We start from the raw sequence: 24,990 nt of genomic DNA, 5'->3' as shown, positions 1-24,990 counted from the left end.
CTTGAATCAGTGATATATAAGGCGATCTGCCCGTCGGCAACCGTAAAGTTGGATGGGCACGTTCGTGCCCGGAACGACGAGCGTTGAACAATTCAGAAGTGAAAGGAATACGATGTCCGCAATATCAGGGACGGTCAAGTCCCCCAGCCACAGCCTCCACCACGTCAACTTTCCGACGGTCGACCTCAAGGCCACCCAGGAGTGGTACGGCAGGGTGTTCGGGATGACCCGCGTCGAGCCGGTGAACCCTCCGCCGCGCGGCACCATGCTCCTCACCAACGGCAACTTCGACCTCCACTTCCGCCCGGTCGAGAAGGGCGCGGAGGCCACCGGCCTGATCCACTTCGCGATCGAGGTCGAAGACTGGGACGCGTTCGTCGCGCACCTGGACGAGATCGGTGAGCGGTACATCGAGGAGCCGTTCCGCGGGCACGACCTCTCCAAGACGGGCAGCGTCAGCGACCCGGACGGGCACCGGGTCGAGTTCACCTGGCACCCCGATCGGGAGTGGTGAACCGCATGACGGCACTCGAACGGCTCGCGGTCGGCGTCGGCGACTACGACCACACGCGGGACCTGTGGACCGGCGGCGTCACGAGCGGGGCACTGGAGCTCGACGTGACCGTGGCGGGCTCGCCGGAGGAGGTCTTCTCCCGTTTCCTCGAAGGGGGAGAGTGGGACGCGGCGGAGATGTCGTTCGCGGTCGCGGCCGCGCTGCGGGGGCAGGGCGACGACTCGCTCGTGGTCCTGCCCGTCTTCCCCGCCCGGGCGTTCCGGCACGGGGCGATCTACGTGCGGTCCGACGGCCCCGTCGGCGAGCCCGCCGACCTGGCCGGCCGGCGCGTCGGCATCCCGGCCTGGGCGCAGACGGCCGGGGTCTACGTGCGCGGCCTCCTCGCCTCGGAGTTCGGCGTCGACCCCCGGTCGATCGAGTGGATCCAGGCGGGGGTGGACGAGCCCGGCCGCAAAGAGCCGGTCGAGATCGGTTTCGAAGGCTTCCGGATCCGGTCCGAGCCCGAGGCCACGCTGGACCGGCTGCTGCTGGACGGAGAGGTGGACGCGGTCATCAGCGCGCGTCCGCCGGCGAGCGTCGAGCGGAGGGATCGGCGGGTCAGGCGGCTGTTCAAGAAGCACACCTTCGACGAGATGGAGTACGCCAAGAGGTCCGGGATCTTCCCGATCATGCATGTGCTCGTCGTGCGCCGGGAGTTCCATGACGCCCACCCCGGTTTCTCCTTCGAGCTGGAGCGGATGTTCACCGAGGCGAAGGACCGTTCCATCAGGCGGGCGCTGAGCGCCGTGGTCCCGAGTTACCCGCTGCCCTGGGCCGCGGCGAACGCGGCGCGTGCGCGCGATCTGATCGGCGAGGACTTCTGGCCGTACGGCGTCGAACCGAACCGCCCCACGATCGAGCTGTTCCTCGACCACTGCGCCGACCAGTCGATCACACCCCGCCGGCTCGACGTGGACGAGCTGTTCCTGCGTGCGCCTTCGACGGCGTCGCTCTGAGCGAGAGACAGAGGAGGAAGACCGATGTGCCATACCGAGGTCCCAGAAGGCCAGGAGACGCCCGTCGTCGACCGGTCGGAGGTCCGGGTGCCGGTGGCGGGCGGCGAGGCGATGCCGGGCACGCTCTTCACCGGTGGGCGTGCGGGACCGGGCATCGTCGTCATCGCGGACATCCACGGTCCGAGCCCGTTCTATGAGGCGCTCGCGGCCCGGCTGGCCGGCGCCGGCCACACGGTCCTGCTGCCGGACTACTTCTTCCGCCAGGGCCCGGTGGCGGGGCCTGACCTCGAAAGCGCCTTCGCCCGCCGGGCGCGGCTCGACGAGGCGCGGACGCTGCGCGACCTCGGCGACGCGTGCGGCTGGCTGGCCGAGCGTACGGGCGCGGCCCGCGTCGGGTCGGTCGGATTCTGCATGGGCGGCACGTTCGCGCTGGATCTCGCCTCGGCCCGCGGCGACATGGTCACGGTCGCCTACTACGGCTTCCCGGTGCCCCAGCCGACGATCGTGATGCCGCCGCCCCGCCCGATCGACGTGGTCGAGAGCCAGCGAGGACCGGTCCTCGCCTTCTGGGGCGAGGAGGACCACGGGGTGGGCCTGGACCACGTCCGCGAATATGCCGGCCTCGCCGAGAAGGCCAACCCGGAGTTCGCGTACGAGATCCTCCCCGGCCTCGGGCACGGGTTCCTCGCCAAGGCGCGGATCGACGACCATGCGGACCCGGGCGGCAGGACCTGGCACCGGGTGCTGCACCTGTTCGATGAGCATCTGCGCGGCGGAGGGAGCGCCGCGCGCGCGTGATGGAGGGAGAACGTCGTGGATCACCTTGATCACGACAGCGGCTCCGACGCGGTCGACACGGACACGGCCTCGCCGAGGCGGGGGAGCGGGAGCGCTCTCGTCGAGGTCGGTCCGGTCAGCCGGTTTCTGCGGGACGGCGAACGCGTCGTCACCAAGACGGGCGGGCACGAGATCCTCACGCTCGCCTGCGACGGGGAGATCTTCGCCGTCGGCAACCGCTGCACACACCGGCCCTGGTGGCTCGACACCGGGCGGATCCTGCCGGCGACGTGCGAGATCGAGTGCGCTCTGCACTTGGCGCGGTTCTCGCTGCGCACCGGGACGGACGCCGGCGAGCCCGCCCGGGGGCCCATTCCCACCTACCCAGTGGAAGTGGTCGACGGTGTCGTCTTCGTGCGTCTGCCAGCCCCATAACGGCTTATTCGAATGTTCTGTATATCAGGACATATGTCTTGACTTACAGATCATCGAGAGCCATCGTGTGACCTGGAGCACGTAATCCCCGGCAGTCGCGGAGAGTCGGCCTGATCCGCGGATCAGGCCGGAAGTACCGCCGTTCAGGAGTCGGCCCCAGCAGTTCCCACCCCACCCACCCCAGCTGCTTCTTCTGAAGGGACAACCATGTTCGGAAGCCCACGAATGCGGGTGGCCGCGGTCGCCGGTCCACTGGCGCTGCTCCTCGCGGCCTGCGGCGGTACCAGCGGATCGACGGGGCACGCGAGCGGCCCGTCCGGCGATCCGGTCTCCGGCGGCGTACTCCGGGCGGTGCTCGTCAGCGAGCCCCACAATCTGGACCCGGCGATCCTCCAGAACAACAACCGCGGCCAGGCCCTGCTCGGCAACGCCCTGTACGGAACGCTCCTCACCAACGACCCGGAGACGGGCGAGGTCTCCGGGGACATGGCGGAGGGCTTCACGACGTCCGACAGCGGCAAGACCTTCGTGCTCACCCTGCGCGCCGGGTTGAAGTTCTCCGACGGCACACCGCTGGACGCCGCCGCGGTCAAGTACAACTGGGACCGTCTGAAGGACCCCACGCTCGGCAGCAACTCCATCCAGGACGCCTCGCTCATCGCGAGCACCGAGGTGGAGGACGGCACGACCCTCAAGGTGACGCTCACCCGGCCGACGCCCCGGTTCGGCGGCAACGTCATCCTCTCCTCGCTGGACTGGATCGCCTCACCGGCCGTGCTGAAGAACGGCGCGCAGGCCTTCGACGCCGACCCGGTCGGCGCCGGACCGTTCGCCCTGAAGGACTGGACGCGCGGCGGGGCGCTGTCGCTGACCAGGAACCCCTCGTACTGGAACGCGCCGAAGCCCTACCTCGACGGGATCGACATCACCTTCTCGTCCAAGGCCGACCAGCGGTTCAACAGCCTCCAGGCCGGCGGCGCCGACGTCTCGATGATCGAGGACTGGGGCGTGGTGGCGAAGGCCCGGACGGCGGGCCTTCAGGTCGACGTCGAACCGGTCGGCGGCGGCCAGTACATCGCCCTCAACCAGGCGCGTGCGCCGTTCGACGATCTGGCCGCGCGTCAGGCCGTCAGCGCCGCCCTCGACCTGGACGCGCTCAACCTGGCGATCAACCAGGGCAACGGAGAGGTGGCCGACACCTTCTTCCCCAAGAGCAGCCCGCTCTACAACGACATCAAGCTGCACTCGTACGACAAGGCGAAGGCGCAGCAGATGTTCGACCAGCTCGCCGCCGCGGGGAAGCCGGTGTCGTTCACGTTCACGACCTTCCAGGGCAGCGAGAAGATCGCCGAGGCCGTCCAGGCCCAGCTGAGCCGGTACAAGAACGTGACCGTCGAGGTGGAGGTCGCGGAGTGGGCCGACACGGGCCGCATCCTCGGCAAGCACGACTTCGACGCCACGGTCGCCGCGGTCACCTTCCAGGACCCGGACCCGGCGGTCGCCCGGGCCTTCCTGAGCACGTCGCCGCGCAACTCCGTCGGCATCGACGACGGCCGGCTCGACGACGCGCTCAAGGCCGGAAGCAGCACGGCCGCCGGTGACGCCCGCAAGGACGTCTACACGACCGCCGTCCAGCGGCTGGTGGAGCTCGTCCCCGGCATCTTCTACCAGCGCGAGCCGCTGGTCGCCGTGGCGGGCACGAAGGTCGGCGGCCTCGACCTGTACGGCACGGGCTCCCTCCTGGCCGACGGTCTCTGGCTGAGCAAGTAGGACCGGATGCTCCGGCCTGCCCGGCAGGCCGGAGCATCCGCCCCGGCAGAAATGAAGGCAAGACGTGTACGTGGGAAGAACGGAAACAGTCCGATGTTGACGACGGCGGTCAAGCGGGTCGCGCGCGGGCTCCTGGTGGTCCTCCTCGTGACGATCGCGGCGCAGGCACTGCTGAGCCTCACGCCCGGAGGCGTCGCGGAGGGGATTCTCGGCGAGAACGCGACGGACGAGAACATCGCCGCCCTGAACGCCAAGCTGGGGCTCGACCAGCCGCCCTGGCAGCAGTACCTCGACTGGCTCGGAGGCGCGCTGCACGGCGACCTCGGCAGCTCCCTGGTGAGCCAGCAGCCTGTGCGCGAAGCCATCATCGAGCGCATTCCGGTGACCTTCGAGCTGGCCTTCCTCGGCATGGCGATCGCCCTGGCGGCGGCCACCGTCTTCGCCGTCGTCGGCGCGACGAGGCCGGGCAGCAGGATCGACCGCGCGCTCAACGCGGTGTCGTCGGTGTTCCTGTCCACCCCGGGCTTCGTCGCGGGACCGCTGCTCGTCTACTTCCTCGCGATGCAGCTGCCCGTCTTCCCGGTGCTGGGATGGAAGCCCCTGAGCGACGGACTCGGCGCGAACCTCGGCAGCGCCTTCCTCCCGGCGCTCGCCATCGCCGTCCAGGAGATCGCCGCACTGCACCGGCTGCTCCGCACCGACCTGATCTCGACGCTCGGCGAGGACTTCATCGCCGCGGCCCGCGCACGTGGCATGAGCGGGATGTACGTGATGTTCCGGCACGCGTTCCGGCCTTCGGCCTTCTCCCTCGTCACGGTGCTCGGCATCAACCTGGGGCGCCTGCTCGGCGGGACGGTCATCGTCGAAGTGCTGTTCTCCCTGCCCGGATGCGGCGGACTCCTCGTGCAGTCCATCACCTCTCGGGACATCGTCATGGTCCAGGGCATGGTGACGTTCGTGGCGACGGTCTACGTGCTGATGAACCTCCTGGTCGACTTCAGCTACGGGCTGCTCGACCCTCGCGTGCGGAAGGTGATGACGGCGTGAAGCTCAAAGAAGCCGCTCCCGTCTCCGGCCACGGGGACACCGCCACCGAACCGGTCGGCGTCGCCGCGGAGGCGGAGCCCCGGGTTCCGGCCGGGACGAAGCAAGGGTCGGTCCTGGTCTGGCTCTCCTACGGCTGGCTCGTACTCGCGATCGGCCTCGCGCTGGTCGCGCCGCTCCTCCCGCTGCCGTCCTACTCCGTCCCGGTCGACGTCCCGAGGCTCGGCCCCGGCTTCACGTCGTTCGCGCTGCTCCTCGGCACCGACGACCTCGGCCGCTCGGAGCTGTCCCGGGTGATCTCCGGCGCACAGGTGTCGCTCGTGGTGTCCGCGTGCGCGGGCATGTTCGGGTTCGTCGTCGGCTCCTTCTTCGGGCTGATCGCCGGGTACTTCCGGCGTCACCTGGACACCGGGATCTCCCTGCTGACCGACGTGATGCTCGCCTTCCCCCCGCTCATCCTCCTGCTGGCGATCGCGTCCATCGTGACCCCCAACATCACGACGGTCGTGCTCGCGCTGGGCGTCATCGGCGTCCCGACGTTCGTCCGGCTGGCCAGGGCGAACACCCTGTCCTGGTCGACGCGGGAGTTCGTGCGGGCGGCCCGCAACATGGGGTTCGGCCACCGGCGGATCCTGTTCCGGGAGATCCTCCCGAACGTGCTCCCGCCGCTGGCGGCCTACCTGCCCATCGTCATGGCGTCCATGATCGTCGCCGAGGGGTCGCTCAGCTTCCTCGGCCTGGGCATCCCCGCCCCGCGGCCGTCGTGGGGCGGCATGATCAGCGCGGGCCAGTCGGCCCTGTCCGATTCCCCGCACATCGTCATCGTCCCGTCGATGTGCATCTTCCTCACCGTGTTCGCGCTCAACCAGGTGGGCGACCACCTGCGCGGCCGCCTGGACAGGACGGTGCGGGACTGATGGAGGCGCACATGAACAGCGGTCCGCTGCTGAGCGTACGCGAGCTGCGCACGCACATCCGGTCGCCCCGCGGCGTCGTCCGCGCGGTCGACGGCGTCTCGTTCGACGTCGGCGCCGGTGAGTCCTTCGGGGTCGTCGGCGAGTCCGGCTCCGGCAAGTCGGTCATGGCGCGCACCGTCATGGGCCTGTCCACCCGGCAGACGGGAGTCTCGGGAGAGATCGTGTTCAAAGGACGCGACCTGCTCGCCCTCCCCAAGAGCGAGAGCCGGAACGTCTGGGGCAAGGAGATCGCCATGGTCTTCCAGGACCCCGGCCGTGCCCTGAACCCGGTCGTCCGCGTGGAACGCCAGCTCACCGAGGGAATGCGCAAGCACCTCGGCAAGAGCAGAAGCGAAGCCCGGGGGCGTGCCCTCGAACTGCTCAAGGAGGTCGGGATCTCCGACCCCGAGCGCCGGCTGCACAACTATCCGCACGAGATGTCCGGCGGAATGCGGCAGCGCCTCATGATCGCCATCGCGCTCGCCTGCGAACCCGATCTGCTCATCGCCGACGAGCCGACCACCGCACTCGACGTGACGATCCAGCGGCAGATCCTCGATCTGCTGCGCCGGGTGCAGCGCACGCACGGGATGTCGATGATCCTCATCAGCCACGACCTCGCGGTCGTGGCCGGGCAGACCGACCGGGTCGGCGTCATGTACGCCGGCCGCATCGCGGAAGTAGGCGCGACGAGGGAGGTCTTCCAGGCGCCGCGGCACCGCTACACCGAGGCGCTGCTGAGCACCACTCCCACCCTCGACCACCAGCGGCACGCCCGGTTCCCGCTGATCGACGGCGCGCTGCCCGACCCGACCCAGCCGCCGCCGGGATGCCGGTTCGAGTCCCGCTGCCACGCCGCGTCCAGCGCATGCTCCTCGGACGGGCACCTCGACGTCGTCGCGGTGGGCGAGGGACACCTGGTCTGGTGCATGAACCCGGTCCAGCACACGAATGCGGTTCCTGCAGGAGGAGAGTCCGTTGTCCGGTAGTGGGAACGCGCACCTTCGGGGTGAGAACGCCCTGCTGACGGTGGAAGACCTGGTGGTCGAGTACACCACGGCGGCCGGCACGGTGCAGGCCGTGGCCGGAGTCAGCTTCGACGTCATGCCGGGGGAGACCCTGGGGATCGTCGGCGAGTCGGGATGCGGGAAGTCGTCGACGGGACGGGCGGTCCTCCGGCTCGACCACGGCGCGACGGGACGGATCACGTTCGGCGGCGAACGGGTGGACCAGGTCTCGGAGAAGCGCATGCGCGAGTTGCGCCGCGACATGCAGATGATCTTCCAGGACCCGGTCGCGTCCCTGAACCCCAGGCGCTCGGTGAAGCACATCGTGGCGGAAGGGCTCGTGGCGGCGGGAAGGCCCGCCCGGGAGCAGGCCGAGGTGGCCGCTTCGACCCTGGAGCGCGTGGGCCTGGGGGACGAGCGGTTCACCGACGTCCTGCCCCGCCAGCTCTCCGGCGGGCAGGCCCAGCGCGTCGCGATCGCACGGGCCCTCGCGGTCGGCCCCCGGCTGCTCCTGTGCGACGAGCCGGTGTCCGCGCTCGACGTCTCGGTGCAGGCCCAGATCCTCAACCTGATCGAGGACCTCAAGGCCGAGTACGACCTCACGGTCGTCTTCATCGCCCACGACCTCAGCGTCGTGCGCTCGGTGAGCGACGTCGTGATGGTGATGTACCTGGGCACGGTGTGCGAATTCGGCGATGCACTGGAGGTCTACGACCATCCGGCGCACCCCTACACGCGGGCGCTGCTGAACTCCGTGCCCACCACCGATCCCGAGAATCCGTTCGAGGGACCGGCGCTGGAGGGCGACGTGCCCTCGCCGCTGGACCCGCCCAGCGGCTGCCGCTTCAGCACGCGCTGCCCCCGGGTCCAGGAGGTCTGCCGCGGCGAAAGCCCCCTAATGCGGGAGGTGCGGCCGGGGCAGTACGCGGCCTGCCACTTTCCGCTCGTGGACGGAGAGCCGGCCGAGAGCGCCGTCCCGGACCATCGTGCGGGCATCCGAAAGTCCGAGTGAGGAGCATGTCCATGACCGAAGCACCCGTGGTGCGGGTCGGATTCGCCGACTACGACCACACCCGCGACCTGTGGAACGGCCGGGTGACGTCTCCCGACGTCACGCTGGACTGCACGGTGACGGACAAGGCGGGAGAGGTGTTCGAGCGTTTCGCCGGCGGTGAGTTCGACGCCGCCGAGGTGTCGCTGGCCCGGGTGACCGAGCGGATCGGCGCCGGAGACGGCTCCCTGGTCCTGTTGCCGGTCTTCCTGGTGCGCGCGTTCCGGCACGGCGCCATCTGGGTGGGCGCCGACGCCTCGGAGGATCCGGCCGATCTCGCCGGCAAGCGGATCGGCGTCACCGACTGGGTGCAGACCGGCGGCGTCTTCGCCCGCGGGCTGCTCGCCTCGCGGTACGGGATCAAGCTGGAGGACGTCCAGTGGTGCGAAGGAGGGCTCGACACGCCCGGCGGCAGCGACCGTCCGGTCCGGCGTGAGCCGTTCGACATCACCTCGGTGCGGGACACGTCGCTCGACGCCATGCTCGCCGACGGACGGCTCGACGCCGTGATCAGCTCGGCGCCCCCGGCGAGCTTCAAGGGCCGCAAGAGCCCGGTGAAGCGGCTGTTCGCGAAGTGGACCTTCGAGGAGATGTCCTACGTCGAGGCGACCGGGATCTACCCGATCATGCACGGGCTCGCGGTGCGGCGCGAGTTCCTGGAGGGACGCCCGCAGGTGGCCGACGCCCTGGTACGCCTCTTCACCGAGGCGAAGGACCGGGCCGTCGCCCGTGCGACGCAGGTGTCGGTGTCGATGTACCCGCTGCCGTGGACCACGTCCAACGCGAACCGCACCACGAAGTTCCTGGGCGCCGACGTCTGGCCCTACGGCGTGGAGTCCAGCCGGGTGACGCTGGAGGAGTTCCTCGGCTACGCCGAGCACCAGCGGATCACACCGCGGCGGCTGAGCCTGGAGGAGCTCTTCGCCCGCTGAGACCTCCGGAGGTGGGGACCTCCGAGGATGGGGAAAAGGGGGCCGGTCGGCGACAGCCGACCGGCCCCCCTTCGTTCGCGCCGGATCAGGAAGGTGCGGTCTCACTGGGCTCGGGCTGTGCAGCGCCCTCGCGCCTGCCGAACACGGCGGAGCCGATGAGGGCCGTCGTCACGATGACGAGGCCGCCGCCGAGCAGCGTCCAGCGGGCACCGAAGAACTCACCGACCCAGCCGATCACGGGGGCGCCGAGCGCGGCGCCGCCCTGGGACAGCAGCACGAAGAACGAGGCCGCGCGGCCGCGGAACTCCGGGGGAGTGAACAGCTGCACGCACATCTGGGCACCGGTGACCATCGTCATCGACGAAAGGCCGATGAGCGGCGTCCAGGCGAGGAACGCACCGTAGGACGGGATGAGGCCGCCGACGAAGAGGGCGGCGCCGTTGCAGAGCGCGGCCGCCACGACCACCTTGGCGGTGATCGTCGTCCGCCGGGTCGCCCACATGGCTCCGGCGAACGTGCCGACCGCCAGCATGGAGCCGATCGCGCCGAACCCGTCGGCGCTGCGGTGGAAGACGTTCGTCGCCATCAGCGCCGAGGTGATCTGGAAGTTGATGCCGAAGGTGGCCGCGAACGCCATCACGAAGTAGACCAGAGAGAGGTCCGGGCGGCTGCGCACGTACCGGAGGCCGTCCAGGACCTGGCGGCGTCGCGCTTTCGGCCGGTGGCCGGGGTTCAGGCCGGCCGGGTCGAGGCACTGCAGTGCCACGATCATCGCCGCGTAGCTGATCGCGTTGACGAGGATCGTCCAGCCGGCGGCCGATGCGCTGCCGCCGAGAAGCGCGATCAGGGCCCCCGCTCCGGCGGGCCCGACCATGCGGGCGCCGTTCCACGAGATCGAGTTCACCGCCACGGCGTTGGTCAGCAGCTCGTCGCCGACGATCTCGGGAACGAAGGACTGCCGGGCCGGCGCGTCGAACGCGGAGGCGAGGCCGAAGACGAAGGCGATCACGTAGACGTGCCAGGGATGCGCGGCGCCGGTCACCGCAAGAATTCCCAGCAAAAGCGACGGAACGGCCATCATGAGCTGCGTGCACTGCAGGAGCCGCCGTTTGGAAACGCGGTCGGCGAGCACGCCGGCGATGGGGGAGAGGAACAGCGTCGGCAGGAACTGCAGCCCGGTGGTCAATCCGACCGCCACACCGCTGTTGTCCGTGAGCTGCAGGACGAGCCAGTCCTGGCCTATCCGCTGCATCCACGTGCCGAGGTTGGAGACGAGTCCGCCGGCCACATAGAGGCGATAATTGCGGACGGAGAGAGCCCGCAAGGAGTGAATCAAGAAATCCTCGTTTCGCGCACGGTCGTGCCGCGCCTTCGGGCGCCACTTCGACGCCGCATTCGGGGCGTGCGGCGGACAACGGCGGAATAGAAAAGGAAAGCGACGCGACCGGATCCGGTCGCGTCGCCGCGGGAGTTCTGCGACGCGGGGACAGGGCACCACGTCGCACTTTCTGGATGGTGCGTGGGAACGGGTTCCCAGCCCGGCGGTCCGGGACTCAGGCGGGCGTCACCAGTCGCGATTGCCGTGCCAGGCGATCTCGACCTGGTGGCCGTCGGGGTCGAGGATGTCGCACGACTTGGAGTTGTCCTGCGGGCGGACCTTCATGTCGTACCGCTCGATGCCGAGCTCGTCGAGGTGGGCCATGAACTCGTCCCAGTCGGTCACCTCGATGCAGAAGTGGTACAAGATGGCCCCGGTCCGGTGCTCGAACGTGGAGCGCGGAATCACGACCTCGGGGTAGAGCTCGAAGTGCACATGGAAGTTCCCGTTGCTCATCAGGAGGGTCGTTGGATTCTCGACGAACCTGCTGATGCTGATCGTTTCCAACCCGAACACCTTCGAGTACCAATCGGTGGTCCGCTCGAAATCGGTCACCGGGATGTTGGCGTGGTGCAGGCTGTAGGCGAGCTTTTTGGTCTTGGTGCCGGCGGTCATCGTTTCCCCTCGACGAAATAGGACTCGGTCGCTGCGCAGCGGCCAGGAATTCCACTAAGCCTGAATAACACTGCCGCATCACCGGCGACGGCGTCCATGATTAGTGTCGCAACCTAAGGGTGTCCGCATCACATCTGTCCTGACATGCGCACCAGCGCCCGGACGGCCGGCGTCCGTACCGGACGACGACTCCCGACCGGCCCCGCCTGCGGGCCGGGGCCCAATGTCGTTCAGTTAGGGGTTTGTGCTGGTGGCGTCCGCCGGGTGGTGGAGCGGATCAAGGTCGGTGGGCCGGGCCGGCTGACGGATCCGGTGGGGCTGGGGGCGTTGATCTCGCTGGTGCCCCGGCAGGTGCTGGAGCCGGCGGTGGGGAGTCGGTGCTCCCGACCTTCTGCCCGTTCCGGGCCCGCACGATCGCGCAGAAGGAGCCGGCGGGCAGCGGGGCGACAGCCCGCAGTTCCGGCCCGTCCTGGACAAGATCAGAGTGCTTCGGTCCGGGCCCGGCAGGCCCCGCACCTCCCCTGACCGGGCTCGCGCGGACAAGGCCCACAGCTCTCGCGCCAACCGCCGCGGCGGCCTTGCGCAGGAGCTGGACTCAGTGGTCGGCTCCAGAAATCCTTCAGGGATTGATCATGCTGCGAGTGCGGTGAATGATTCTTCCTGTTGGTCGGTGATCGTGTGCCGGTCGAGTCTGGTCAGCAGATCGTCCAGGTCGGTGGTGGTGAACTTCCACTGGAACGGCTGTGCCGTGGCGTTGTAGCGGTCTTCGAATGCTCGGAGCCGGTTCCGGACTTCGTCGAGGTTCATGAAGTCGTCGGGTGAGACGACCTTGCGCTGCGCGATGGAGAAGAGGGCGGTCAGTTTTACGGGCACGGCGGAACACGCGGGCATGGACGGAGGGCGGCCCATCTTCCGGGGACTGTGTGCGGCACATCAGGGTGGGCAGCGGCCAGGGCCGCTGCCCACCCTGGAGCCGACCAATTAGCGCCAGGGATCGAGGGCGTGCTTGCCACTGGTCTGGCCGGCTTCGAGTTGCCGCAGCACCTCGGGACCTTCGGCCAGGGGGTGAACCTGGGGAGTGCCGGGCGGGTACACGCCTTGGGCGATGAGCGCCTCGATCTCGACGAGCAGCGACTGATAGAGCGACGGGGCTGTGGCCGCCAGCGCACCGATGTGCAGGCCCTTGATCTGGATGTGGTGGGTGAAGACCAGGTCGTGCGTGGTCAGTGTGGCGTGGCCCGAGGCGGCGCCGAACACGACGACGCGTCCGGTGAAGGGTTTGGTGACCGCCAGGCTGGTCTCGAAGGTGGCCTTGCCCACCGATTCCAGGACCAGGTCGACTCCGCCGGTCAGGCGGGTGATTTCCGCGGCCAGATCGGGGTGTCGGCTGTCCAGGATCTCGTCGGCGCCAAGTGACTTGACGGTGGTGTGCTTGGCCGGGGACGCGGTGGCGATGACGCGGGCACCGTAGTGGCGGGCGAGACGGACCGCGGCCTGCCCCACGCCGCCGGCCGCGGCATGAACGAGCACCACGTCACCGGTCTTGATCTCGCCCAACGGCTTCAGCGCCGCCAGGGCGGTGGCCCAGTTCAGCACCAGGCCGAGAGATTCGGCGTCGCTCCAGCCGGACGGCACGGGAAGGACACCCGCGGCCGGCATCGTCATGTACTGCGCGAAGGCGCCCGGGCCGGCTCCGACGACATGGGTGCCGAGCGGAAGCGGGCTCTCGACGTCCGGGCCGACACCCACGATCTCGCCGGCGGCTTCGAAACCTGCCACGTACGGTGCCTGCGGGCCGCCTGCGTACGTTCCGTGTGTCTGCGTGACGTCCGCGAAGTTGACCCCGGCGGCACCGACGCGGATCAGGTACTCCCCAGACCCTGGAGCAGGGCGGCGCCGGTCGGTCGCAAGGGTCAGGTCCTCCGGTCCCCGGTGCGAGGCCTGGATCAGTGCTCGTACGGTCTGCTGCTCGTAGATCTCCATGGGGCGAACGTAGGACGTTGACACATACGTCAAGGTCAAGCAGCTGTCATGGGTCAGTGCGACGGGCCTCGCGAAGGTAGGTGTCGAGTGCCGCCTGCTGGTCACTGAGAACGGCGATGCGTGCCGCCAGCCGATCGCGGTAGCTCTGCACCTCGTGCAGGAATTCCGCGCACACCACGTCCGTGCCGACATCGGGTTCGTCAGTCAGATGAGGCAGAACCTCCCGGATCAACCGCACAGGCAGTCCGGACTCCCGCAGCGAGCGGATGACGAGTACCCGGTCGATCGTGGACCGGCAGTAGTCGCGGAACCCGTTACTGCAGCGACCAGAGACGATCAAACCCTCGTCCTCGTAGTGCCGCAAGGATCTTGCACTCACACCGCTCACTCGGGAGGCTTCGCTGATCTTCATATCCGGGGCAACGTCCGGGAGGACAGCGATCTTCCAGCACCGGCCGCCCTGATGACGTGCTCGTCAGTGCTCCGGTCAGCCCCCGAAGGACTTCCGGAGCCGACCACTCAGCATCCGAGCTTCCCCCGCCGGGACGGACGGCGTGATCAGTGCGCCTGCGGCGGGGTGTTCGTCGGCCCTGAGGCAATGTAGGACGGCGGGCGATCCCGCCGGGGTCGTCGCCCGGTTCGCCGGGTACGGCCGGATCGTTCTGCTCTCCGCGCAGGGCGTGGTCACCCACTCGGACTCCCTGTCCCACGGCACGGCCTTCGCGGCGTTCGAGCAGGCCGTCATGGCCTCCGGGACCGACTGGACGATCCCGCGTCCCGGCGGCTTCGCCTCCAACGCCTACGCCTGGGCGGAGTCCGTCAGGACGGCCCGGACGGTCGCCGCGCCCTTCGGCGAGGTCGGCCTCCCCGTCGTCGACCCCGACGACATCGCGGCCGTGGCCGCGTCCGTGCTCATCCGGCCGGGCCACGAGGAAGCGCGCTACGAGCCGACCGGCCCCACGCCGACCGCCGCACGTGAGCGCGCGGCGGCGATCGCCGCGGTCCTCGGCGCGCCCGTCTCCTTCGTCGAGCAGAGCCGGGAGGAGGTCCGTGAGCAGATGCTCGCCTTCATGCCGGCCCCGGTGGCCGACACCACGCTCGGCACCCCGACCCCCGCGAAGGGACCCCGAGCCCCGACGTCGAGAAGATCCCCGGCCGCGCCCCGGCACCTTCGCCGACTGGGCCCGGCGCGACGCCGCGGTCTTCCGCTGACACCGGGTCGCGGCCCGGTAGAAGAGCGTCGTGACGGCTGCGGCGAGCTCGACTACGAGCCTCGCGCGGCATCCTCCCTTTCGGTCAAGAGCGCGATGCTCGCCGTCGCCGGTCCGCACGAAGAGCTGATCATCGACCGCGACGCCCACGAATCGGTGGTCTCCGGCCTGACGCTCGCCGGGACCAGGCCGCGATGGGGCCGCGGGACTTCGGCAAGATGGGCCCCGGCCCGGAGGCGAGTCACGACGCGTGCCGGCGCGGGGCTCGTCGTCTCGTCGGCGATGTCCAGACGGTTCGCTGGAACCTCGCCTGTCCGGAACAGGCGAGGGCCAGGGCAAGAGATGGATAACGGCGGCTTTCGTCGCGTTCGGTCAGAGTTTTGAGACTTTGGGGATCTCTCCGGGCAGTTCTCCGGAGATGGCTTTCGACGCCTCCCAGTGAGCCTTTTTCATCCTGGGTGCGGGTGGGCTGATCACAGCATGGCCGCGGGTTCCCGGAACGGCCTCAAACGATAAGAAGCCCCTGGTAGATGGGTTGATCACCACAACCAACACCCGTCTCGACCAGGAGCTTCGGTGCTGTTCTATCGTGCTGCCGTCGATTTGTCGCGTTCAACGCTGAACTACGTCGCGGGGCTGATCCGTCGGCATCGCAGGGCGATCGGTTCGGCCTGGCGGCTGCTGAATCCAGGCCGGCAGGCGCTGCTGGTGCTGGTCCACCTGCGCAAGGGAGAAACGTTCGCGCAGTTGGGGGCTGGTTTCGAGGTGTCGATCTCGACGGCTTGGCGGTATGTCGAGGAGGTCGTCGCGCTGCTGTCGTCCCGGTCGCCGAAGCTGACACAGGTGCTGCGCCGGGCCGTGCGGGACGGGCTGCACCTGCTGGTCATGGACGGGACACTCATCCGCACCGACCGCGTCGCCGCAGACCGCCCGTACTACTCGGCCAAGCACCGCCACCACGGCGTGAACATCCAGGTCATCGCAGGCCCTGACGGGGAGATCCTGTGGACCTCGGGCGCGCTGCCCGGCCGGACGCACGACCTGACGGCCGCACGGATCTGGGGCATCCTGCGCGAGCTCCACAAGACCGGAATCACTGTCCTTGCCGACAAGGGCTACCAGGGCGCCGAGACCCGCGTGGTGATCACGCCCTACAAGGGCCGCGGCAAACCCGCCTCCCAGAAGCAGGCCAACCGCTCCCACGCCCGCCTGCGCGCACCCGGCGAACGGGCGAACGCCCAGCTCAAGTCATGGAAACTACTCCACCGACTCCGGTGCAGCCCCTCCAAAGCCGGCCACCTCGTCAAAGCCATCGCCGTCCTCGCCAACCGCGAAGCACGATGAAAAAGGCTCAGTCGTAGACGGCGGCCTTCTTGGAGTACAGCCACTGCTTGTCGAGGAAGGCGGTGCACAGCTGCTTGGCCGCGGCGGCGTCCTCGATGATGAAACCGTGGTCCTGGGTGGTGTCCGGGTAGACGTTCCGCGATCCGACGTAGAACGCCGTGTCGTCCACGAGCACGATCTTGGTGTGCAGACGGTACTTGTAGCCGCCCGGCCAGGTCGCCTCGTCGCCGACCCGCAGCGGCGCGAGCTGGAGGTGCGCGGACAGGACGCGGTGCGCGTGGTCCATCGAGCCCGTCTTCAGCGCGACGCGGCTCAGCAGCGCCGCCACCGGGTACCTGAGGTCCGGGATGTTGGAATAGTCGGGCGCCCCCGGGTTGCTGATCACGATCCTGACCTTGACCGGCGTGTCCGCGGTCATCTTCGCGGCCAGCACATCGAGGAACCGCACGTCGTACAGTGCGTGGTACAGCGGGAAGGCCGCGAAGCCGTTGATGTCCTGCTGCGACAGCACGATCTTCTTCTTCGCCGCGGCGACCAGCGCCCGGAGCGCGTTGGCGTCCGGGTTGACCGTCATGAAGTCGCGGTCGGTGTTGGTCTCGTTGTTCTGTTTGCGGGCCGTGAGGAGCCGGTAGTAGCACGCGGCGGCCTCGATCGCGCGGGCCGGCGGTGCCTCGTAGGAGGACTTGGTGTCCTTCTTCTCTATGCCGTATCCGAGGCTGCCCACGGAAAGCACCTGGAGCGTGCCCGGCTTCTCGGCCTCGACGCCCTCGTAGAGGCTCTGCGCGGCCTCCTCGATCCGGTCGCCGTTCGTGGAGAGCCATGCGCCGTAACCGGCCTCCCCTTCGAGGGTGGCGTTCTCGCACGTCCACTTCCACAGCCGGTCGAGGAACTTCCCTGCGGACAGGGCGGCCGGGCCGCGCAGCGCGATGTCCACGTCCGTGACGGGGGCGCCACCGCCGAAGCCGCGGCTGCCGTACGTGCCGTCCTCGACGTAGAAGTTCGCCATCCAGTTGATGCCGCCGTGGAGGACGAAGACGCCGTCCACGATGAGGAACTTCGTGTGGTTGTAGGAGGAGATGCCGCGCGTGGTCATCGACGCGATGGTGAAGTCGATGACCTTCGCGTCGGCGCCGATGTCCCGCTTCAGCTTGTCGCGGTAGGCCCAGGGCGAGGCCGTCACGTCGAAGCCCGGCACGCCGGTGAGGATCCGCACCTTGAGCCGTCTCTCGGCGACCGCGGCCGCGCGGGCCGCGACCTTCAGCCCGGCGACGATCTCGGCGTGGAACACGCCGTCGGGGAACGGCTCGGAGGGGGAGCCGAAGACGTTCGGCGGGCCGAAACCCGACACGTCCACGCTGCGGCCGGCCCCGGCGACCGCCGCCCGGATCTTGGCGAGCAGCGCCTTGATCCCGGGCTTGTCCGCGCCTTTGGGCACGGGCTTGTCCTTGCTCCAGCCCCAGACGTCCGGCACCTGGGAGATCCATGAGGCCGGATCGTCTTCGGTGCTGTCGAGCTTATTGCCCGACGTGAGCTCCCAGACCACTTCTTCCAGCCCGGGCGAGACCTTCCTCAATTCCGATATCACGGCATCCAGATAGGGTGTTTTCGGCTTTCCGACTTCGTCCTGAGGATAAGGCTGCATGCCTCGCATAATCACACGATCCGCCGCACGCCACCCGCAATCTATAAATTTCTGCATACCTCGAAAAACGCTCCGCTGTGCGGAAAGCCCACCACCGAAAGTCAAGCCCCGGAAGGGCGACATTCACCTGTCCTCGTTATGGCGTCGGCGTAGTGGTACTCGAAGACGGCCTCCGGTGCGTTCGCGGTCTGGCGTATCGAGAGCGTGTACGTCTTGACGTCTGACGCCCGGCCTGCGGCTGTGCACGTGGAGTGGCCCTCGGTGTCGGTCCCGCTCTTGACCTTGGCGATCTTGCTCCCCGGCTCCAGCGGTTCGCCGGTGACGCTGATGCCGACGGGGTCGTCATCGGGCAGGGTGTTCCCCTGGCCGGAAGAACACGCCGTGCCCATCGAGAGCGACACGAGGACGGCCACCACAGCGCTCAACCTCGAGGATTTCCCATGGATCATGAGCGAGAAGACGCCGTTCTGCGCCGAATCCCTCCAAGCGATCTCCGACCGGCCGCGCCAGGCCTCTCATCCCTTCGGATCTGGCATGCCGCACGGTCGGCATCGCGTCCGAGCCCTGATCGACCAAGACGTACTACGCCCCGCCGCCGTCGCCCGCCCGTGAACGGCTCACGCCCGAACGACATGGCGATCACCCGCGCACAGCACTTCGAGAATCCGTGAAGAACACTTCGGGAATCGACAGCGAGACGAAGGGGCGGAACCCACGTTCTATACGTCTTCAAATCCCGCCAATTCACCGCCGAAAACGGCCGTCCGGAGCGTTGTTTTGTCGCCCGGTGTCCGGTTTCAAGGGTCGCGGGAAGGCGGTCCGGCGTGGGGTCGGGAAATCACCTAATCCCGACACCCCAATAGCCATCAGCGCCCCGCATCCGAACCTCTCCTATCGGCCTCGCCCCGCCAGTAGGCGAGGTTGCGCAGGGTGGTGAGGGTGTCGGGTCCCTGGATCCGCTGCCGGTCGGTGAGGAGTTCGGCGAGCGCGGTGGCGGCGCCCGCCACATCCCCGGCCTCGCCCCGCCAGCGGGAGAGCTGGTGCCGGGCTTCGAGAGTGCCTGAGTGGTCGGGGCCGTGGTGGTGGAAGGTGCGGGTGTCCAGGTCTTCGTAAGCGGTGATGGCAGCGTGGACTTGTCCGGTCTGGCCCAGGGTGCGGGCGGCGGTGAACAGCACCGGGTGGACGTCGTCGTGCCACTGCCAGAGGGCTTCGCCGGTCGCGGCGGTGAGGGTGTCGCGGTGGCACGCTGGATGAGGACGGCCGAGACCTGAGGGCAGTGCGAGCGGCGCCCGCCCCCCGCACCGCCGGAATCCAGCGGTGTGGGGGGTTCCTCTTGTTCGTAGGCCGACTCGGCGGTCACAGGTTCGTCGTTGTGCGGCTTGGAGGAGCGTGCGCGCAGATCGCTGGGCAGGCTCTGCGGCTGAGGGCGCGCATCCGTCGGATTTCTGTTGTTTGCTACAAGGACCCTCCAGATGCGGCTGGCGTGCTATGCATTCCTGTTGACGGTAAGCAGCACCGGGGCGGTGACACCGTGCTGGACGTTCGCCTCTGCGAGGAATGCGGCCAGCCATCCGATGATGTCCAGCGACCACTCGGTGAGAACGCATCGGAAAACGGCTCGATTCTTGGGCGGGCCCGGCCAAAAATGGTCGCCGATGGCCCTGGTCGGGCCGCCCGGACGGCCTTCTGGCAGGAGTAGCTGAACTGCCTGGAGGTTCAGAGTTCCCAACCGGCCCATGACATCGTCGATACAGGCCGGGAAGGCTTGCGTTGGTAGCGGCTGGTCGGAGGAGACCGGTTGGGTCACCTGCACTTGGAACCAGGCGACCCGCGGAATCTGTGATGCCGAGTCCGTGCCCAGGCCTGCGTCGTTCATCGCCCAACTCCGTGCTGCGGCGCCCTCCTGCGCCTCCGTGAGCCAGTCCATGGCCAGCGACCTCTTGTCGAAGAGGCTGTAGGCGTCCTCGCTCGCTTCCTCGGGATCACGCCCACCCGTGCGGCACCAGTTCGCCGTGGAGCGAGGCGACAAGAGTACGGACTGCCTCAACACCCGGGATTGCTGTGGGCTCGATCACCATTCGCTTTATCCGATTCTTGTGGTCTGGAACATGTCGCACGTAATGAACGGGGTACCGGTGAGGTAGGGCCGACTCGACGCCCCACCTCACCGATCACTTCATGCTCGCGGACCCGGAGTCACGGCTAATCGCCGTGGGTGCGGCCCTTCGTCAGTACCTGCAGTTGAACGTCACCTCACTGCGCCATGTCACGCGCTTAGTGGTAAAGCACTTTGCCCGGCCCGTGGCGCGTCTGCCAGATCCTGCACCGGACTTCACCTTAGCCTTACCAATGGTGCCCGCCTTTCTCCACGATCCGTCAGAGTAGAGCTGCTGCAGCTCGGTCGTGACGTTCGCATACGGGAACTGCGCGCAGTTTGCAATCGCAACCCAACCGCCATGCCTGGAGGCCTCGCGAGGGGGAGTAGATGACACGTGCACCTCGTCACCCTTGGTAATGAACTTACATTCCTTTCCCCGTTGCCATGCGAATGAGCGGGACTCCACCTCCGGGTCGGCCACCACCGGGAAGACCGGGTGGATCAGGGCCGGGTCGTCCGCGGAGTCCGCGACTACAAGCGATGGCGCCCGGCCCCTCGCGGCGACGGCTTCTGCCTCTCGGTGAAGGCCACCTGCCGGACCCTCGTCTCGCCGCTCAGGCTGTCTGCGAGCGGACGGACTGGGCTGGTGCGAGGGAACCGCCTGGACGTTCAGTGGGCGTTCTCCCATCTTTCGGACATCGAAGATCAGTTCTTGACGCCTCCATGCTGATGCGAGCTTGTCGTTGTTGCTAGTCATTTGCAATAGTGGGGATCATGTCGACCTACTCACTGCCGGATCTGCCCTACGACTACGCGGCGCTCGAGCCCGCGATCACGGGCGAGATCCTGGAGCTGCACCACGGCAAGCACCACGCCGCCTACGTCAAGGGCGCCAACGACACCCTGGAGCAGCTCGAAGAAGCGCGCGACAAGGAGCAGTTCGGCGGTCTGGTCGGGCTGGAGAAGACCCTCGCGTTCAACCTGTCGGGCCACGTCCTGCACTCGATCTTCTGGGACAACCTGTCCCCCGAAGGCGGCGACCGACCCGAGGGCGAACTCGCCGCGGCGATCGCCGAGCAGTTCGGCTCGTTCGAGGCCTTCAGCAAGCAGCTGACGCTGGCCACCCAGACCGTCCAGGGCTCCGGCTGGGGCGTCCTGGGCTGGGAGCCCGTCGGTAAGAAGCTCATCGTCCAGCAGGTCTACGACCACCACGGCAACGTCGGCATCGGCTCCACCCCACTGCTGGTGTTCGATGCCTGGGAGCACGCCTACTACCTGCAGTACAAGAACGTCCGCCCCGATTACGTGGCCAAGCTCTGGTCGCTGGTGAACTGGGCCGACGTCACCGCGCGCTTCGAGGCCGCCCGCGGCTGAGGCCGCCCACGAGCGCGGCGCCGGGCACGTGGTGGGTCGGATCGGATCTTGTCACCTGGAGAAGACCTGACCGGCCCGGCGCCGCACCGACCATCGAGGGCAGGATTCAGCTGCCCTCATCCGCGGACTCGACATCCCGACGGAGAAGGATCGGCCGACGCCCGCATCCTCGGAGTGGTCGCATTCCCGAAGTTCTTGGTTCTTGGGTGTTCTTGTGTACCTGGTGGGCCCGGTTTCGCGGGGTAGAGCCGAGCGGGCTCGGGGGGGGGGGGTGCCGGCCGTGCCGCTGCGGGGCTTCACCGAGCGCACGATCACCTCGGCGGCCGAGCTGCGCCGTGTCCTGGCGGAGGTCAGGAGGACCGGCGTCGCGATCAGTCACGGACAGGTCGAGGTGTTCGCGCAGTCGATCGCCGCGCCCGTCTACAGGCCGGAAGACGCGGTGATCGCCGCGGTGTCCCTCGTCGTCCACGAACGCAGGGGAGACGGGCGGGCGTTCGTGCCCGTGGTCCGTGCGGCCGCACGCGGCATCTCCCGGGCGCTCGGTGCGCCGAGCGCTCTCCGGCAGCCGGAGGGCGCTCGGCGCACCTGATGGAGTCCGGAGAGGTCAGTCCGGGTGTGACGGCCGGGTGAGGGACCTGCCGATGATCTCTTTCATGATCTCCGTGGTTCCCGCGTACAGGGTCCCGACGCGGGCGTCGAGGTAGGCGCGGGCGACGGGGTACTCCCGCATGTAGCCGTAGCCGCCGTGAAGCTGGAGACAGCGGCCGACCACCCTTTGCTGAAGCTCGGTGATCCACCATTTGGCCATGGCCGCGTCCACCTCGGTGAGTTCGCGGCGGACCGCGCCGGCGACGCACCTGTCGAGGAAGGTCCGGGCGATCTGCACCTCGGTCGCCAGTTCCGCCAGGGTGAAGCGGGTCGCCTGAAAATCGGCCACCCGCTGCCCGAACGCGGTGCGCTGGTGGACGTAGTCGATCGTCTCGGCGAGGGTCGCCTCCATGGACGCCGCCGCCGTCACGGTGACGGACAGGCGCTCGCGGACCAGGTGGCTGCGCAGATGACCGAAACCCTCGCCCTCCCGCCCCAGAAGGTTGGCCGCGGGCACGCGCACGTCGTCGAAGAAGAGCTCCGCCGTGTCCTGGGCGAGCAGACCGATCTTGTCGAGCTTGCGCCCGCGCTGGAAGCCGGGCATGTTGCTCTCGACCACCAGCAGGCTCACGCCCCGCGACCCCGCTCCGGGGTCGGTCTTCACCACGACGATGACCAGGTCGGCGAGCGTCCCGTTGCTGATGAAGGTCTTGGCGCCGTTCAGCACATAGTGGTCGCCCTCGCGGCGGGCGGTCGTGGTGATCGCCTTCAGGTCGCTGCCGGTACCCGGTTCCGTCATGGCGATGGCGCCGATCCGCTCTCCCGAGCAGAGTCCTGGAAGCCACTGCTCCTTCTGCTGCTCAGTGCACAGCGCCGCGAGATAGGGGGCGATGAGGTCATTGAAGCCGCAGATGTTCATCACCACGGAGGAGGCGCCGACCCGGCTGAGCTCCTCGTTGACGACGACGCTGAACCGCAGGTCGTCGGTCCCTCCGCCACCGTGGCCCTCCTCGAGTTCGAGCCCGAGCAGACCGGCCGAGCCGGCCCGGCGGAACAGGCTGCGGTCGACGGCTCCGGCGACCTCCCACGCGTCGAGGTTCGGGACGACCTCCCGCGCCACGAAGTCGCGGACGACGGCCCGGAACTCCTCGTGCTCGCGGTCGAAAAGGTCACGTTCCATGGGGCTCTCCTGATCTCTTCGCGGCGTTCCCGGTCACGGCCTTCGCCAGGTGGTGAAGAAGTCGAGCGAGCCCGGATCGGCCAGCACGTCCCGGCTGGCCACGTCCTCGGTCCTGGCCCCCAGCAGGATGCGCTTCGCGGGCACTTCGAGCTTCTTGCCCGTGCGGTTGCGGGGAACCAGGGGCACCTCGGCGATCTGGTCGGGCACGTGGCGCGGGGACAGCTGGGCCCGTAGCGCCGCCTTCAGACGTTCGCGCAGTCCGTCATCGAGAGTGCCGGTGGCCTTGACGAACAGCAGGAGCTCACCCGCTCCGCCTTCGGAGTCCTCCAGATGGACGATGAGGCTGTCCTCGATCTCCGCGAACTCCTCGACGACCGCGTAGAAGTCCGCGGTGCCGAGACGGACGCCGCCGCGGTTGAGCGTCGCGTCCGACCGTCCGGCGATCACGCAGTGTCCTTCGGCCGCGAACCGGACCCAGTCCCCGAAGCGCCACACCCCGGGGAAGTCGGTGAAGTAGGTGGCCGCGTAGCGGCTGCCGTCCTCGTCACCCCAGAACCCGAGCGGCATCGAGGGCATGGGCTGGGTGATGACCAGCTCGCCGAGCTCACCGACGACGGGCTCGCCCTGAGGGTCGAACGCCTGCGCGGCCACGCCCAGGCACGGTCCCGAGATCTCTCCCGCCCAGACCGGCTGCCAGGGGCTTCCCTGCACGACGCCCGTGCACACGTCGGTTCCGCCGGAACCGACGTTGAGCAGGACCCGGTCGCCGAACTGCTCGCGGATCCAGTGGTATCCCTCGACCGACAGAGGGCTCCCGGCGACGCTGAGCTGCCGGAGCCGCGGCAGCCGGAAGTCGGCGCCGGGATGGATGCCGGCCTTCCGGCAGGCCATCAGATAGGGAGGGCCCGCGCCGAGCACACTGGTCCCGGTCTCCTCGGCGAGCCGCCAGAGCCCGCGCAGGTCCGGATGAGCGGGGTCTCCGTCGATCATGACGATGGAGGCTCGGAGCAGCAGGGCGCCCACCAGCGCGTGCCACAGCATCCAGGCCGTGGTCGTGAACCACAGCATCCGGTCGTCTCGCCCCAGATCCCAGCTCAGGGCGTGGTTCTTCAGCTGCTCCAGAAGGATCCCACCGTGTTTGTGCGTGATCGCCTTGGGCTTGCCCGTGGTCCCCGAGGTGAAGAGCACGAACAGGGGATGGTCGAACGGCACCGGTTCGAACCCCTCATCGGGCTCCTCCGCCACGAGGTCGTCCCACGTCGGTGTTCCGTCCGCGCTGAACGGACCGTAGGGGACCGAGACCACGTGGTCGAGCGTGGGCAGGCCGGCGACCAGTTCGGTGACGTCCGCGGCCTTGTCCACCTCACGCACGCCGAACCGGTAGCCGCCGACGGTCAGCAGCACCTTCGGCTCCAGCTGGCCGAATCTGTCGATCACGCTGCGCGCGCCGAACTCCGGTGCGCACACGGCCCACACGGCACCGAGGCTCGCCGTGGCCAGGAAGGCCACTAGCGTTTCGGGGATGTTCGGCAGGTACGCCACGACCCGGTCGCCCCGGCCGACCCCGAGCTTCCGCAGTCCCGCTCGGACCCGGGAGACCTGGTCGCGCAGATCGCCGTAGGTCAGCTCGATGTCCGGACGGGTCTGCGAACGGGCCACCACCGCTACGCGGTCGGTGTCCGCACCGCGCCCCACGGCGTGCTCGGCGTAGTTCAAGGTGGAGCCGGGGAACCATTCGGCTCCCGGCATGGTCCTGCGTCCGAGGACCGCGGTGGGCGGAACATGGGACTTGACCTCGAAGTACTCCCAGATGGAGGACCAGAACCCGGGCAGATCGGTGATCGACCACCGGTGCAGCGCCGGGTAGTCCTCGAAGGCCAGACCGCGTTCGTCGGCCAGCCATCGGAGGTAGTGGCCGATCCGGCTGTTCGCACGAACCTCCGGGTGCGGAGTGCTCAGCACCTCGCTCATTGCGCTTCCGTCCTTCTCAATGCTCGGACCGGCGCGCCGGAGCCCGCTCAGGGCTCGCCGCCGTCGGTCTGAAGATGGGGGTTCGGCCTTGCGGAGCCGTGACCGATGGCGCGTCCGCTCAGAAC

General features: G+C 68.6%; 25 protein-coding genes. 14 read left to right on the top strand and 11 right to left on the bottom strand.

The genetic code is table 11. The features are described 5' to 3' along the window. Window positions 1-112 precede the first annotated feature (112 nt). From EDD29_RS25765 to EDD29_RS25720, 10 genes are all read left to right on the top strand, one after another. Entirely contained in the window at window positions 113-514 is a 402-nt protein-coding gene (locus EDD29_RS25765) for a VOC family protein (RefSeq protein WP_170201571.1), read from the top strand. 5 nt (window positions 515-519) lie between these two features. Continuing rightward, window positions 520-1,509, top strand: a complete 990-nt coding sequence (locus EDD29_RS25760; protein ID WP_123666875.1) for a substrate-binding domain-containing protein — start codon at window positions 520-522, stop codon at window positions 1,507-1,509. 24 nt (window positions 1,510-1,533) lie between these two features. Next, window positions 1,534-2,307 (top strand): dienelactone hydrolase family protein, encoded by a 774-nt coding sequence (locus tag EDD29_RS25755; RefSeq protein ID WP_123666874.1) that lies wholly within the window; start codon window positions 1,534-1,536, stop codon window positions 2,305-2,307. Window positions 2,308-2,322: 15 nt separating this feature from the next. Further along, on the top strand, window positions 2,323-2,721 hold the full coding sequence (locus EDD29_RS25750) for a Rieske (2Fe-2S) protein (RefSeq protein ID WP_123666873.1): 399 nt from the start codon (window positions 2,323-2,325) through the stop codon (window positions 2,719-2,721). Between the two features lie 207 nt (window positions 2,722-2,928). After that, on the top strand, window positions 2,929-4,491 hold the full coding sequence (locus EDD29_RS25745; RefSeq protein ID WP_123666872.1) for an ABC transporter substrate-binding protein: 1,563 nt from the start codon (window positions 2,929-2,931) through the stop codon (window positions 4,489-4,491). A 93-nt stretch (window positions 4,492-4,584) separates the two neighbouring features. Then, window positions 4,585-5,538 carry an ABC transporter permease gene (locus EDD29_RS25740; protein ID WP_123666871.1) on the top strand — a complete coding sequence of 318 codons (954 nt, stop codon included), beginning with the start codon at window positions 4,585-4,587 and terminating at the stop codon, window positions 5,536-5,538. Next, the gene (locus tag EDD29_RS25735; RefSeq protein ID WP_123666870.1) at window positions 5,535-6,452 is read left to right on the top strand and encodes an ABC transporter permease; all 918 of its coding nucleotides are present in this window, start codon (window positions 5,535-5,537) and stop codon (window positions 6,450-6,452) included. The genes EDD29_RS25740 and EDD29_RS25735 overlap by 4 nt, the downstream gene beginning before the upstream one ends. Window positions 6,453-6,463: 11 nt before the next feature. Then, a complete protein-coding gene (locus EDD29_RS25730; RefSeq protein ID WP_123666869.1) occupies window positions 6,464-7,480 on the top strand; it encodes an ABC transporter ATP-binding protein in 1,017 nt (338 codons plus the stop codon). Further along, window positions 7,470-8,510: an ABC transporter ATP-binding protein gene (locus EDD29_RS25725; protein WP_211359899.1), complete on the top strand. Its 1,041-nt coding sequence runs from the start codon at window positions 7,470-7,472 to the stop codon at window positions 8,508-8,510. The genes EDD29_RS25730 and EDD29_RS25725 overlap by 11 nt, the downstream gene beginning before the upstream one ends. An 11-nt stretch (window positions 8,511-8,521) precedes the next feature. Next, the gene (locus EDD29_RS25720; protein ID WP_123666867.1) at window positions 8,522-9,481 is read left to right on the top strand and encodes a substrate-binding domain-containing protein; all 960 of its coding nucleotides are present in this window, start codon (window positions 8,522-8,524) and stop codon (window positions 9,479-9,481) included. Between the two features lie 85 nt (window positions 9,482-9,566). Here EDD29_RS25720 and EDD29_RS25715 read toward each other — a convergent pair whose 3' ends face one another. The 5 genes from EDD29_RS25715 to EDD29_RS25690 all read right to left on the bottom strand — a co-directional run bounded on the left by EDD29_RS25715 (window position 9,567) and on the right by EDD29_RS25690 (window position 13,869). After that, window positions 9,567-10,976, bottom strand: a complete 1,410-nt coding sequence (locus tag EDD29_RS25715) for an MFS transporter (RefSeq protein ID WP_281281031.1) — start codon at window positions 10,974-10,976, stop codon at window positions 9,567-9,569. Window positions 10,977-11,045: 69 nt separating this feature from the next. Continuing rightward, window positions 11,046-11,474: a VOC family protein gene (locus tag EDD29_RS25710; protein WP_123666865.1), complete on the bottom strand. Its 429-nt coding sequence runs from the start codon at window positions 11,472-11,474 to the stop codon at window positions 11,046-11,048. A gap of 630 nt (window positions 11,475-12,104) precedes the next feature. After that, the gene (locus tag EDD29_RS25700; RefSeq protein ID WP_211359898.1) at window positions 12,105-12,365 is read right to left on the bottom strand and encodes a hypothetical protein; all 261 of its coding nucleotides are present in this window, start codon (window positions 12,363-12,365) and stop codon (window positions 12,105-12,107) included. A 90-nt stretch (window positions 12,366-12,455) separates the two neighbouring features. Next, window positions 12,456-13,457: a zinc-binding dehydrogenase gene (locus EDD29_RS25695; RefSeq protein ID WP_123666864.1), complete on the bottom strand. Its 1,002-nt coding sequence runs from the start codon at window positions 13,455-13,457 to the stop codon at window positions 12,456-12,458. 46 nt (window positions 13,458-13,503) lie between these two features. Beyond that, window positions 13,504-13,869 carry a MerR family transcriptional regulator gene (locus tag EDD29_RS25690; RefSeq protein ID WP_123666863.1) on the bottom strand — a complete coding sequence of 122 codons (366 nt, stop codon included), beginning with the start codon at window positions 13,867-13,869 and terminating at the stop codon, window positions 13,504-13,506. Between the two features lie 142 nt (window positions 13,870-14,011). On the opposite strand from EDD29_RS25690, the gene EDD29_RS46440 reads away from it, so the two are divergent. Continuing rightward, entirely contained in the window at window positions 14,012-15,052 is a 1,041-nt protein-coding gene (locus EDD29_RS46440; protein ID WP_148086097.1) for a Rossmann-fold NAD(P)-binding domain-containing protein, read from the top strand. Window positions 15,053-15,244: 192 nt separating this feature from the next. Further along, window positions 15,245-16,012: a transposase family protein gene (locus EDD29_RS25680; RefSeq protein ID WP_123662701.1), complete on the top strand. Its 768-nt coding sequence runs from the start codon at window positions 15,245-15,247 to the stop codon at window positions 16,010-16,012. A 7-nt stretch (window positions 16,013-16,019) separates the two neighbouring features. On the opposite strand, the gene EDD29_RS25675 is transcribed toward EDD29_RS25680, so the two are convergent. The 4 genes from EDD29_RS25675 to EDD29_RS25660 all read right to left on the bottom strand — a co-directional run bounded on the left by EDD29_RS25675 (window position 16,020) and on the right by EDD29_RS25660 (window position 19,581). Next, a complete protein-coding gene (locus EDD29_RS25675; protein ID WP_170201569.1) occupies window positions 16,020-17,585 on the bottom strand; it encodes a phospholipase D-like domain-containing protein in 1,566 nt (521 codons plus the stop codon). A 170-nt stretch (window positions 17,586-17,755) separates the two neighbouring features. After that, entirely contained in the window at window positions 17,756-18,079 is a 324-nt protein-coding gene (locus EDD29_RS25670) for a hypothetical protein (RefSeq protein ID WP_148086096.1), read from the bottom strand. Window positions 18,080-18,520: 441 nt separating this feature from the next. After that, a complete protein-coding gene (locus EDD29_RS25665; RefSeq protein ID WP_123666859.1) occupies window positions 18,521-18,829 on the bottom strand; it encodes a hypothetical protein in 309 nt (102 codons plus the stop codon). Between the two features lie 311 nt (window positions 18,830-19,140). After that, on the bottom strand, window positions 19,141-19,581 hold the full coding sequence (locus tag EDD29_RS25660; protein ID WP_148086095.1) for a hypothetical protein: 441 nt from the start codon (window positions 19,579-19,581) through the stop codon (window positions 19,141-19,143). Between the two features lie 942 nt (window positions 19,582-20,523). Here EDD29_RS25660 and EDD29_RS25655 point away from each other — a divergent pair. Both EDD29_RS25655 and EDD29_RS25650 read left to right on the top strand, forming a co-directional pair. After that, window positions 20,524-21,126 carry a superoxide dismutase gene (locus tag EDD29_RS25655; RefSeq protein ID WP_246053436.1) on the top strand — a complete coding sequence of 201 codons (603 nt, stop codon included), beginning with the start codon at window positions 20,524-20,526 and terminating at the stop codon, window positions 21,124-21,126. A gap of 280 nt (window positions 21,127-21,406) precedes the next feature. Continuing rightward, on the top strand, window positions 21,407-21,715 hold the full coding sequence (locus EDD29_RS25650; RefSeq protein ID WP_211359897.1) for an IclR family transcriptional regulator domain-containing protein: 309 nt from the start codon (window positions 21,407-21,409) through the stop codon (window positions 21,713-21,715). Between the two features lie 15 nt (window positions 21,716-21,730). Here the strand turns inward: EDD29_RS25650 and EDD29_RS25645 are convergent, their stop codons facing one another. Beyond that, on the bottom strand, window positions 21,731-22,894 hold the full coding sequence (locus tag EDD29_RS25645; RefSeq protein WP_123666856.1) for an acyl-CoA dehydrogenase family protein: 1,164 nt from the start codon (window positions 22,892-22,894) through the stop codon (window positions 21,731-21,733). 33 nt (window positions 22,895-22,927) lie between these two features. Further along, on the bottom strand, window positions 22,928-24,865 hold the full coding sequence (locus EDD29_RS25640) for an acetoacetate--CoA ligase (RefSeq protein WP_123666855.1): 1,938 nt from the start codon (window positions 24,863-24,865) through the stop codon (window positions 22,928-22,930). Window positions 24,866-24,990 lie beyond the last annotated feature (125 nt).

This window comes from Actinocorallia herbida (assembly GCF_003751225.1).
Taxonomy (GTDB): domain Bacteria; phylum Actinomycetota; class Actinomycetes; order Streptosporangiales; family Streptosporangiaceae; genus Actinocorallia; species Actinocorallia herbida.
Note: the sequence above shows the minus strand (reverse complement) of the source record. Positions and strands in the feature narration are given on the sequence as shown.

What these genes read in the sequence shown, in the direction of transcription:
- EDD29_RS25765 (WP_170201571.1), top strand. Translation starts at nt 113, where the DNA reads ATGTCCGCAATATCAGGGACGGTCAAGTCCCCCAGCCACAGCCTCCAC.
- EDD29_RS25760 (WP_123666875.1), top strand. Translation starts at nt 520, where the DNA reads ATGACGGCACTCGAACGGCTCGCGGTCGGCGTCGGCGACTACGACCAC.
- EDD29_RS25755 (WP_123666874.1), top strand. Translation starts at nt 1,534, where the DNA reads ATGTGCCATACCGAGGTCCCAGAAGGCCAGGAGACGCCCGTCGTCGAC.
- EDD29_RS25745 (WP_123666872.1), top strand. Translation starts at nt 2,929, where the DNA reads ATGTTCGGAAGCCCACGAATGCGGGTGGCCGCGGTCGCCGGTCCACTG.
- EDD29_RS25740 (WP_123666871.1), top strand. Translation starts at nt 4,585, where the DNA reads ATGTTGACGACGGCGGTCAAGCGGGTCGCGCGCGGGCTCCTGGTGGTC.
- EDD29_RS25730 (WP_123666869.1), top strand. Translation starts at nt 6,464, where the DNA reads ATGAACAGCGGTCCGCTGCTGAGCGTACGCGAGCTGCGCACGCACATC.
- EDD29_RS25720 (WP_123666867.1), top strand. Translation starts at nt 8,522, where the DNA reads ATGACCGAAGCACCCGTGGTGCGGGTCGGATTCGCCGACTACGACCAC.
- EDD29_RS25710 (WP_123666865.1), bottom strand. Translation starts at nt 11,474, where the DNA reads ATGACCGCCGGCACCAAGACCAAAAAGCTCGCCTACAGCCTGCACCAC.
- EDD29_RS25700 (WP_211359898.1), bottom strand. Translation starts at nt 12,365, where the DNA reads ATGCCCGCGTGTTCCGCCGTGCCCGTAAAACTGACCGCCCTCTTCTCC.
- EDD29_RS25695 (WP_123666864.1), bottom strand. Translation starts at nt 13,457, where the DNA reads ATGGAGATCTACGAGCAGCAGACCGTACGAGCACTGATCCAGGCCTCG.
- EDD29_RS25690 (WP_123666863.1), bottom strand. Translation starts at nt 13,869, where the DNA reads ATGAAGATCAGCGAAGCCTCCCGAGTGAGCGGTGTGAGTGCAAGATCC.
- EDD29_RS25660 (WP_148086095.1), bottom strand. Translation starts at nt 19,581, where the DNA reads ATGGACTGGCTCACGGAGGCGCAGGAGGGCGCCGCAGCACGGAGTTGG.
- EDD29_RS25645 (WP_123666856.1), bottom strand. Translation starts at nt 22,894, where the DNA reads ATGGAACGTGACCTTTTCGACCGCGAGCACGAGGAGTTCCGGGCCGTC.
- EDD29_RS25640 (WP_123666855.1), bottom strand. Translation starts at nt 24,865, where the DNA reads ATGAGCGAGGTGCTGAGCACTCCGCACCCGGAGGTTCGTGCGAACAGC.